This window comes from Macrococcus epidermidis (genome assembly GCF_003259695.1).
GTDB classification, from domain to species: domain Bacteria; phylum Bacillota; class Bacilli; order Staphylococcales; family Staphylococcaceae; genus Macrococcoides; species Macrococcoides epidermidis.
Genome location: NZ_PZJH01000009.1, coordinates 19,947 through 31,462, shown reverse-complemented (window position 1 = coordinate 31,462; position 11,516 = coordinate 19,947). Strand labels below are relative to the sequence as shown.

Genomic DNA, 11,516 nt, shown 5'->3' with positions numbered 1-11,516 from the left:
AAAAATATAAAGAAATAGGGAGACGAATATTCGTCTCCCTATTTCTTTATTATTATTTTGTATAAGTTACAACTGATGGATTGATTTTAACTGAAGTTAAGTATCCCGCTTTATCAAAGTTTGCTGAGTAAGATCCAACTTTTGTTTTGAAAGTTGCTACTGAATTCTTACTTTTTGAAGTTTTGTCACTGATTAAAGTATTTGCAGCATGCGCTTTTAAGAAATCAGCTTTTTTAATAACTCCTTTTTTAACTGGAAAACTCATAGATGTAATTACACCTTTAGTTTTGTAAACTACAGTATCATTTACCATAGATTTAACCGGTTTAGATTGAATAGTCGGTGTTTTAGTAACTGATAAATTATTTAATTTAAAGTTACCGTAGTTTAATGCTTGTACGAAGTATTTATCTAATTCGAAATCAGCGTTACGAGAAGTATAACCATTATAGTTATAATAAGGTTCTGTTACTTTCGTAGCACTTTTTGTTGGTGTCGCTTTAGTTGTAGTCGTAGTTGTTCCTGCTTTGATTGCTCCGCTTTTTACTTCATCAGTTTTTGTAACTGTTGTCACTACAGTAGTTGTAGTTGTTGTTTTAGTTGTTGTTACTGTATCTGCTTTAGCAACATTTACCCCTGTTAATAAAACTGTAGAAACAGCTGCAGTTGCGATTAATTTATTGATCATTTTTGTTGTCATCGTAATCTCTCCTATTTAGATAAATTCATTACTCATTAATACTACTTCCACAACCTCTATTTGTCAATTCATTCCAATCTATATAGGTCTAAAGTATGAGAGGCGTTATTAGCGATTGCCATATGAATCAAAGAGGTGAATATTTTCTAAAGCAGCTGTTAAATATACTTTATTTCCTAATAACGGATTAGTATTTGTATAATATTTTATCTGCCTATGTTGTGCATCCTCAGCTGTAACAGCGATATCTTTCCCTAATAGTTCAATACGTTTAATAATCACAGGATAACCTTGTTCTGAGATGATAATGTGTTCCGGGCGAATACCGATCATTGTATCGGTATCGATATTTAGATTTGGATTTAACTGCTTTGATTGCTGTTTATCTAATTTCAATATATTCATAGGTGGACGTCCGATGAAAGTTGCAACAAACACATGTTTTGGATGATGATACATGTTATATGGTGTATCGTATTGCATCATTTTTCCTTCGTTCAGCATGACAATCTTATCACTTATACTCAAGGCTTCCTCCTGATCATGCGTAACAAATAACGTCGTAATATTTAAACGCTGTTGTATCGCTCTGATTTCCTCACGCATCGATACTCTTAATCTTGCATCTAAATTTGATAAAGGTTCATCTAACAATAATATTTCTGGTTCTCTAACAATAGCTCGTGCTATTGCAACACGTTGCTGTTGTCCACCAGATAGTTCTTTTGGTAAACGGTTTAAATATGCATCAATTTCTACTAGCTTTGCAGCATATTCTACTTTTTCTTTTATCTCACGTTTCGATAATCGCTTCATCTTCAGTGGAAAGGCAATATTATTGAAGACAGTCATATGTGGATAAAGCGCATAATCCTGAAATACCATACCAATATTGCGTGCATCAGCCTTTAAATGCGTTACATCATTACCGTCTATGATAATCTCTCCTGCTGTAGGTTGTAGTAATCCTGCAAGCATAAATAAAGTAGTACTCTTACCACATCCTGACGGTCCAAGTATACTGACAAACTCACCTGAGCTAATGATAAGATTTAAATTATCGATAGCTATTGTATCTTTAAACTGCATTGATATATTTTTAAATTCAATCATAGTAGATATCCTCATTCTTTATACTTATCTTTAGCATATCAAATTTTGATGTGTTATTGATAATTCATCCATATAAATGTTAATAAATAAGTAATAAAAAAAGTATCACATTCCATAACGGAACATGATACTTATTAATCTATTATTTAACTACATCGTATCCTTGATCTTCGATGGCTTCTTTCATTGTTTCAACAGTTACTGATTCTTCGTGATCAACTGTTACATTTGCTGCTTCTAAATCAACCGCAGCTGTTTTAACACCATCTAATTTATTTACTGCACCTTCTACCGCTTCTTTACAATGTAAACATGTCATACCTTCTACTTTAAGAATTGTTTCCATAATAATTCCCTCACTTTTTAGTATTTTATATGTTCTATTTTATTTTAACAGTTTTTAGTCTTAAGGCGTTACTCACAACACTTACTGATGATAAAGCCATAGCAGCGCCTGCTATCCATGGTGCAAGTAATCCTAAGGCTGCAACTGGTATACCAAGAATGTTATATCCAAATGCGAATCCTAAATTTTGTTTTATATTTTTAATTGTTGCGTGACTAATTTTAATCGCTTCAGGTATTAGTGTAAGCTCTCCGCCTAGAATCGTAACATCAGCTGCTTCAATCGCGACTTCTGTACCTGTGCCAATTGCGATACCGATATCCGCTAATGCAAGCGCTGGTGCATCATTGACGCCATCTCCTACCATAGCAACTTTTCTTCTTTCATCCTGCAGCGCTTTAATCTTATTAGACTTTTGTTCTGGCAGCACTTCAGCAATGACTTCTGTAATACCAACAGATTTCGCGATGGCGTTAGCTGTAATGGCATTATCTCCAGTCAGCATCACAACTTGTAAGCCCATTGCTTTCATTTCTTCAATAGCTTGTTTTGCAGTATCTTTCACTGTATCTAATACTGCTACAATACCACGTAACTCATTATCGATAGCAATCAGCATGGCCGTTTTACCCTCTGCTTCAAATTGCTCCATTCGATTGATACTTGAATCAATATCAATATGATGATCTGTCATTAGCTTTCTGTTACCGATGAGTATGGTATGGTTATCGATAACTGTTTCAATACCATGGCCAGGTATTGCATTAAATTGACTAGTTTCTAATAATTCTATATTTTTTTCTTTTGCATATTTTACGATAGCGGTTGCTAATGGATGTTCAGAAGCTTGTTCACTACTTGCAAGATATTGTAGCGTTAATTCATCGCCTGTAAAATCAGTTACTTCAGGTTCACCTTTTGTAATCGTACCTGTTTTATCCAATACAATCGTATCAATTTCATGTGTTCTTTCTAAGTGTTCTCCGCCTTTAAAAAGAATGCCTGATTCAGCTGCACGTCCGGTACCAACCATAATAGATGTTGGTGTAGCTAGTCCTAAAGCACAAGGACAAGCAATAACAAGCACCGCAATGGCTGCCACTAATGCTGGTTCAAACTGACCAGGCGTCACAAATATCATCCAGATAATAAATGTTATAATCGCAATCCCTATCACTACTGGTACAAAGTATCCTGCAATAATATCAGCAAGACGCTGGATAGGCGCTTTTGAACCTTGCGCCTGCTCAACGATCTTCACGATAGATTGCAATGCGGTATCACGACCCACTTTCGTTGCACGAATTGTAATACTACCATTATTATTCATCGTTGCTCCAAAGACATTTGCTCCGATAGTTTTCTCGACAGGAATCGATTCGCCTGTAAGCATCGATTCATCTATAGATGTATGACCTTTAATAATTTCACCATCAACCGGTACTTTCTCACCCGGCTTGATGATTAATGTATCTCCAACGATAACGTCTTCTACAGGTATCATTATCTCTTTATCGTCTCTTATCACTCTTGCTTCTTTTGCCTGTAAATTAAGTAGTGAAGATAATGCATGCGTTGTCTGTGACTTCGCTCTTGCTTCAAGATATTTACCGAACAATATTAATGTAATTAATACTGCGCTTGTTTCAAAATATAGATGTGGCATGTAATCTGGATTATTAATTGTCTTCAACCCTTCATAAACACTATAGAAAAATGCAGCACTTGTACCTAATGCAACAAGCACATCCATATTCGCTCCGCCACTTCGTAAATTTTTATAGGCTCCATCATAGAACTGCCAGCCAATAATGAATTGTACCGGGAAAGCAAACGCTAACTGGAACCACGGGTTCATAAATATATGCGGCAAATGGATACCAAACAGATGCGTTAACATTGTTAGTAATAACGGTAATGATAATAAAGCTGAAATAATGAGTTTAATCTTTTTCTTCCTCAATTCATCCGCTTTCGCTGAAGCCTTATTTTCATCCGAACTTTTAAGTTTTGCATCGTAACCTAGCTTACGAATACGTTCGATAATCATTTGTGCATCCATATTTCCTGGATAATAATCGATTGTTGCTTCTTCTGTCGTAAGATTAACAGTAGCATTCTTAATTTCCGGCTGTTTATTCAGTACCTTTTCAATTCTTGATGAACACGCTGCACAAGTCATGCCCATAACATCAAGCTCAATATGTTCAGGCTTAACTTTATAGCCTAACTTATCAATTCTTTCTGAGATATCTTCTACACTCACTTTATCTGAATCATATTGAACGCTTGCTTTTTCAGTCGTTAAATTAACCTTTGCATCTACACCGTCCATTTTATTGAGTACTTTCTCTATTCGAGTAGAACACGCTGCACAAGTCATACCCTCTATGGGTAATGTAACGTCTTTCATATTGCCACCTACTTTCCAAATTGGCGAAGTACTTTCATTAATTCATCAATTGATTCGGCACCTTCGCCCTTTTTAATTGCATCACTCACACAATGATTCATATGACGTTCTGTTACGGAGAAACCTACTTGCTTCAACGCGCTTTCTATCGCGCTAATTTGAATCAATATATCAACACAATAACGATCCTCTTCAATCATCTTCTGAATACCACGAACTTGTCCTTCAATACGCTTTAACCGTTTTACCATCTTTTCTTTTTCTTCTTCAGTTCTTGGTGTTACTGTATGTTGATGCTCCATACTATCATCCTCTCATATACCCCTATCAGGTATTAATTTAGTTCTATTTTATACCCATAAGGGGTATGTGTCAATATATAAGATTTGAAAAATTCTATAAAAAAATAAGCTAACGCTCTAAAAGTTAGCTTACTCATTTTATTTCACAACCATCACCGGTATATTTACTTCTTTCACTACTTTATGACTGACGCTTCCCATCACCATTTCCTGAAATGCGTTAAGACCACGCGTTCCAATCACAAGTAAATCGTATTCATGCGTATTTCCTATTTGAATAATCGTATCTTTCGGTACCCCATGTTCTATGCGAACTTCATATGTTATATCATTATTCTCATATTCTTCTATAATGGGTTGAATTAAAGATTTTCTTTGATCAACACTGCTTGTTTCACTATGCAGTACTGCATCTTTTGAATCTTCATGTGAAACGATACTTAATAATGTATATTTCATAGCATTTATCTTCAATGCTTCTTTCGCTGCTCTGAAGCTATTATCAGAACCATCCACCGCTATAACTACTGACTGATACATCTCTACACCTCTTTCGTTTGCTTAAGATAATCATTTCTATTAATAATAAAGTTAATTATACTACCTACAATAACTCCAATCGCCAAATTATGCGTTACTAATACAAGTATAATTGTAACAAGTACTACGATAATATCTGTAACTTTAGCATTGCGTAAGAATTTGAAACTTCCCCAATCAAACGTACTAAATGATACTACAACCATAATACCTGCAAGAATAGACATAGGAATCTGAATCACATAATGCCCTAACACAATGATCAAAAACATTAAAAAACTACCTGCAACTAACGATGACAATCTTGTTGTGCCGCCTGACTTCAAATTCATTACAGATTGACCGATCATTGCGCACCCTCCAATACCACCGAAAAATCCAGCAACAATATTAGCAATGCCTTGTCCACGAGATTCAACATTTTTATCACTTTCATTTTCCAGTGCATCATCGACAATCTTTGCAGTAAGTAAACTTTCTACAAGTCCCACAACAGCCATCGATAAACTATATGGCAATATAATCAATAAAGTTTCCAGATTAAATGGTACATCAGGAATAAAGAAATGTGGTAAAGTACGTTTAATTTCTCCAAGATCACCCACTGTTCTAACATCGGCATTTGTCATAATTGAAATGATTGTTAGCAATAGCACTGCGATGAGCGGTGCCGGTATCTTCGTAAAGTACCTCGGAACGATATAAACAATCGCAATTGTAACAATCGCAAATACATAAGTAACACCTGTCAGTCCGAATATATGTTGTAACTGAGAGCTAAATATTAAGATTGCTAGTGAATCAACAAATCCCATCATCACTGTATTTGGAATATATTTAAGCAATTTACCGACTTTAAGCATGCCAAATATCACTTGAATGATACCCATTAAGATTGTTGCTGCAAGTAAATAATCGACCCCATGGGTTTTAACAAGCGGGAATACCAATAATGCAATCGCACCAGCTGCTGCTGATATCATTGCTGATCGGCCACCTGTAAAAGCAATCGTCACCGCAATAATAAATGATGCATATAATCCGACCATAGGGTCTACTCCAGCAATGACACTAAATGCGATAACTTCAGGGATTAAAGCGAGAGATACAACAATACCCGCTAATATATTTTGAAATGGTTTATCTAGCCATTCTCGTTGTAAATATTGATTCATAAAGACCTCCGAATTTATTCTAACCAAAATATAACAATACAATATCCATTATAAAAGAACAATAAAAAATGACTATATGTTTAATATAGTCATTGAAAATTATATAGTTTTTTTTCATCAATTACTTTAATCAGTTTATTATCTCTTTCAATAATATTTTTATCTTCTAATAATTTAAATTTTCTAGACACTGTTTCGGGACTTGTCCCTAAAAAAGCGGCAAGTTCCTTCATTTTCATGGGTATTTCGATGTAAGATGAATCTGATGTTTTATGAAGATATGACAAGTATAATGCTAGTCGTTCTTCTATCTTTTCCATCGTTAAGAATTGTGTTTGTTTTTCAACTTCTTCCATCTTCATAGCATTAATTGTAAGTAATTTCAGTGATATGTTAGGGTACTGTAGAAGTAAATTTTGAAAATCACTCTGTTTTAATACACAGATTTCTGTATCAGTGATTGCTTCACCATATAGGCTTTCATTGTTAACACCTAACACAAAATTTTCTCCTTCAAAATCTCCGACTTCTGCAATACGCAGCAATTGTTCTTTACCATTCGATGATAATCGATAGACTTTCATTACACCTTGTGCAACTAATGATAGTTGTGGTTCAGTTTCTGGTGAAAAGATGGTATTTCCTTTTTTAAAGTGGTGATGTGTAACTAAATTATTGATCATTTCCTGTTCTTCATACGACAAATGGTTAAATAGCGGCACTCTTTCTACACAAAAATGATGATGACACTTCATCTTTTCACCTCCATTACTGTTATGTTTAAAATAACATATTATTATTTCACTTTCGAACTAATTACTTCATAACCCATGTTTTGAATTGCTGAATTGATTGACTCAACTTCTGTTATGTGTTCATCGAAATCTACTTTTACTTTACTCGCATTAAACAATACCTTTAAAGAGTCTTTGTTTACTCCTGACACACTTTTAACTGCACCTTCTATCTTTTGAATACATGATGGACAAGACAATGTTTCTAGTTGAATTGTTGCTTTCATATCCGTTCACTCCTTTATATGATTTAGTTCAATTATATCGCCTTTTGCTTATTATTAACTTGATATCTATCAAGTTTGGTATTATTTCGATAGCGCATTAATCGCATACCATTTAATATAACAACGATAATGCTCACCTCGTGAACCAACATTCCAATTGTCATATTCATCCATTCAGCGAATATTAAACTTAACAATAATACTAATACAACTCCGAGTGCGATAATGATATTCTGCTTCATATTATTGGATATCTTTTTAGTTAACCCATGAGCATAGGATAATTGCTCCATTGCAGAATGCATAAGTACGACATCTGAAGTTTCAATTGCTACATCTGTTCCGCCGCCCATCGCAATACCAATATTTGCAGTTGCTAGTGATGGACTGTCATTAATACCATCTCCTACAAATGCAACTTTTTCTCCTTTATGTTGTAACATCTTTATATATTCAGCTTTATCTTCGGGTAACATCCCGCCCAATGCAATATCAATCGGTAGTTGCTCAGCTACACGATTCACTGTTCCTTGATTATCTCCCGATAAAATGATTAATTTTTTTACTCCTTGATGTTTAAGTTGTAATAAATTTCGTTTTACATCGTGTCTTAATTGATCTTGAATACCGATCATTACTTCCAACTCCTTATTAATTGCCATAAGCACTATTGATTGACCGGATTCAATTAATTTATTTATTTTTTCACGATTATTATTATTGATTTCAACATCATAATTATGCATTAAACTTAAATTTCCTAGAATAATTTTCTTATCGCCGCTATAAGCCACAATACCTTTTCCTTTAATTACATCAACTTTATCAAAACGAACTATTTTCTGACTTCCGATATCATTTAAAATTGCTTTTGCGAGTGGATGATTCGACTCATGTTCAATACTATAAAGGTAAGATAATATAGATTGTTTATTTTCACCAATAATTTTTTTATAGGCAACGGTAGGATTGCCTTCAGTTAAAGTTCCTGTTTTATCAAAAACAATTGTATCTACTTTACTAAAGTCGTTTATCATTTCACTGCCTTTCAGAAGTACACCATGTTTGGCTCCATTTCCAATACCGGTTACATTTGAGACTGGTACACCAATTACTAATGCTCCTGGACAGCCTAATACCAGGATAGTAATTGCTAATGCCACATCTCTCGTCAAAATCCCAACGATTACAGCTAGTAATAGTACAAATGGTGTATAATATTTTGAAAAACGGTCAATGAATTTTTCTGCTGCTGATTTTGAATCTTGTGCTTCTTCAACAAGTTCAATTATTTTACCGAATAATGTATCTTCTCCAACTGTCTCAGTTAGAATACGAATAGTTCCATTCTCAACTATTGTTCCAGCGTATACTTTATCATTTAAGCTCTTCTGAACCCATTTTGATTCACCTGTAATACTTGCTTCATTCAATGCACCGCTTCCATAAACAACATGACCATCTACCGGCACTTTGTCTCCTGTTTTTACTAATAAAATATCATTAGTTGCGACATCATCAATATCGATAGTTTCAGTCTTGCCATGCTCTCGTAAGATTACTACTTTTTCAGGCACAAGTGTAACGAGCGACTGTATAGCTGATCTTGTCTTTTTTAACGTGCGTTTTTCCAAAAATGCACCCAGTAAAAATAGAAATGATACAATTGCTGCCTCCTCAAAGTTCCTAATTAGCAATGCACCTAATACAGCCACAGAGACCAAAACATCAATGCTAATCACCTTCACACGTAAAGAATGATATCCTTGTATCAAAATTGGTGATACAGCAAGAATCGATGCTAAACCTAGTAATATTTCAGAAATTAATTGAACTTTAAGCACAAATTCTGCTATCAATCCAACAACAATTAATATACCGCACAATACCATAATGTAATCTTTACTTTTCATAATGAAACGTTGCATTTTAATTACCTCCTGTTCTTACTTGTAATGTAACAAGTTTCAAAATATTAAACATTGATAGGTATCAAGAAAAGAGAGTGTGTCTATTGACACACTCTCTTTAAAAAATATTTATCCCAGCACTTGCGCATATTGAGCTTGTTGTAGCTTGTAGTATCTTCCTTTCAGATTAATGAGTTCCTCATGACTACCCATCTCTGCAATATGGCCATCTTCAATATAAAAGATGCGATCTACGTCTCTTATCGTTGAAAGTCGATGTGCAATGGTTAATGTCGTTCTACCTTCAGATAACTGTTTAAATGCTGATTGTATTCGATTCTCAGTTTCAACATCTAACGCACTTGTTGCTTCGTCAAGTATAATAATTTCCGGATTCTTTAAGAACATACGTGCAATTGACACACGTTGTTTCTGTCCTCCTGAAAGTTTCGTTCCACGTTCACCAACAATTGTATGTATCCCTTCTGGAAGTGTATCAATGAATGGTTTCAATTGCGCTTTAGTTATTGCATCCATAATCTCTTCATCCGTTGCTTCTAAATTTCCATAAGCAATATTGTCTCTTAACGTACCACTGAACAAGAACACATCTTGTTGTACAAGCCCAATTTTGCTGCGTAAAGATTCAAGTGTCATCTGTTTAATGTCTACATTGTTAATTGTGATACGTCCATCAACCGGATCGTAAAATCTTGGTAACATCGAACAAATTGTCGTTTTACCTCCACCACTTGGACCAACTAAAGCAATCTTTTCACCACGATTTATTGTAAATGATAAATCGTCAAGTATTGTCTTATCACCATATTTAAATGTTACATTTTCGTATGAAATCACTTGAGGTGTGCCTTCAAACGCAATCGCATTCGGTGCATCTTTAATATCTGTTGTTGTCTTCATCAGTTCCTGAAAGTTATTAAACCCTGCAATCCCTTTTGGAAACAATTCAATAATCAAGTTAATCGATTGAAGCGGCTTAAATAATATATCCGTAATCATAATAAATGCTACAAACTCTCCGTAACTCATTGCATTATTCAATACGAAATAACATCCAAGAATCAGTACAATAATCAACGTAAATTTCTGTGCCAGATAACCAATCGAACTATTCCATGACATAAAGTTATATGCTTTTAATTTCGTTGCACGGAAGTCTTCGTTTGTCTGTAGGAAGCGCTTCTCTTCAAAGCGTTCATTAGCAAATGCTTGTACAAGACGAATACCACCGATACTTTCGCTAATAACATCATTAAACTGAGAAACATTGCCAAATAATCTGCGGAATTGTGTTGTCATCTTTTTGTTGAAATAAATTGTTAAGATAAATATCACCGGTACGATACAGAATGTAATAAGCGCAAGCTTCACATCAATCGTGAGCATAATGAGAAGTGCCCCAATAACTGTCATTACAGCGACAAACACTTCCTCTGGACCGTGATGCGCAAGTTCCCCAATATCCATCAAATCATTTGTGAGTCGACCGATAAGTTTCCCTGTCTTATTGTTATCGAAGAATCCGAAATTTAATCGCTGAAGATGACGATAAAGTTCATTACGAATATCACGTTCTATATTTGTTCCAAGCTTATGTCCCCAATACGTGACGATAAACTTAAGAACTGTAACAAAGGAAAACACAAGAAATAGTCCTATTGCACCGAGCACAATCATATTCCAGTCTTTTGTCGGTAACAGCTTATCGATGAAAAGACTCGTAATCAGTGGAAAGACAAGTTCTAAAACTCCAACAAACACTGCAGAACCGAAATCCAGCATAAACAGACCTTTATATGGTTTATAATATTGGAAAAATGATTTCATATACGATACTCCTTAATTAAATTACTTAAATACATTAACAAAAATACATATTTTATATAGTATATAAATCAATATTAACATATCCTGTAATTAAGGCATCAATAGAAATCTCTCTTACAATGTTATCATCCTTAATACTCTTATTTTT

The 11,516-nt window shown here is 34.4% G+C and carries 10 protein-coding genes and 1 pseudogene; all 11 read right to left on the bottom strand.

Translation table 11 applies throughout. The features are described from left to right. Positions 1-52: 52 nt before the first annotated feature. Positions 53-700, bottom strand: coding sequence for an immunodominant staphylococcal antigen IsaB family protein (gene isaB / locus BHU61_RS12200; RefSeq protein WP_111717241.1), 648 nt, complete (start codon positions 698-700; stop codon positions 53-55). A 108-nt stretch (positions 701-808) separates the two neighbouring features. Further along, positions 809-1,813: an ABC transporter ATP-binding protein gene (locus tag BHU61_RS12195; RefSeq protein WP_111717239.1), complete on the bottom strand. Its 1,005-nt coding sequence runs from the start codon at positions 1,811-1,813 to the stop codon at positions 809-811. Positions 1,814-1,955: 142 nt separating this feature from the next. Then, a complete protein-coding gene (gene copZ / locus BHU61_RS12190) occupies positions 1,956-2,159 on the bottom strand; it encodes a copper chaperone CopZ (protein ID WP_111717237.1) in 204 nt (67 codons plus the stop codon). 34 nt (positions 2,160-2,193) lie between these two features. Beyond that, entirely contained in the window at positions 2,194-4,572 is a 2,379-nt protein-coding gene (locus BHU61_RS12185; RefSeq protein ID WP_111717235.1) for a heavy metal translocating P-type ATPase, read from the bottom strand. 8 nt (positions 4,573-4,580) lie between these two features. Then, positions 4,581-4,874 (bottom strand): metal-sensing transcriptional repressor, encoded by a 294-nt coding sequence (locus tag BHU61_RS12180; protein ID WP_096077431.1) that lies wholly within the window; start codon positions 4,872-4,874, stop codon positions 4,581-4,583. A gap of 138 nt (positions 4,875-5,012) precedes the next feature. Next, positions 5,013-5,414 (bottom strand): universal stress protein, encoded by a 402-nt coding sequence (locus tag BHU61_RS12175; RefSeq protein WP_111717234.1) that lies wholly within the window; start codon positions 5,412-5,414, stop codon positions 5,013-5,015. Positions 5,415-5,464: 50 nt separating this feature from the next. Beyond that, a pseudogene (locus tag BHU61_RS12170) lies at positions 5,465-6,589 on the bottom strand (SulP family inorganic anion transporter); the annotation flags it as partial. Positions 6,590-6,678: 89 nt separating this feature from the next. Next, positions 6,679-7,344: a Crp/Fnr family transcriptional regulator gene (locus tag BHU61_RS12165; RefSeq protein WP_111717230.1), complete on the bottom strand. Its 666-nt coding sequence runs from the start codon at positions 7,342-7,344 to the stop codon at positions 6,679-6,681. A 41-nt stretch (positions 7,345-7,385) separates the two neighbouring features. Continuing rightward, a complete protein-coding gene (locus BHU61_RS12160; RefSeq protein WP_111717228.1) occupies positions 7,386-7,610 on the bottom strand; it encodes a heavy-metal-associated domain-containing protein in 225 nt (74 codons plus the stop codon). 32 nt (positions 7,611-7,642) lie between these two features. Continuing rightward, positions 7,643-9,538 (bottom strand): heavy metal translocating P-type ATPase, encoded by a 1,896-nt coding sequence (locus BHU61_RS12155; protein WP_111717226.1) that lies wholly within the window; start codon positions 9,536-9,538, stop codon positions 7,643-7,645. Positions 9,539-9,649: 111 nt separating this feature from the next. Then, positions 9,650-11,368, bottom strand: a complete 1,719-nt coding sequence (locus BHU61_RS12150) for an ABC transporter ATP-binding protein (protein WP_111717224.1) — start codon at positions 11,366-11,368, stop codon at positions 9,650-9,652. Positions 11,369-11,516: the final 148 nt, after the last annotated feature.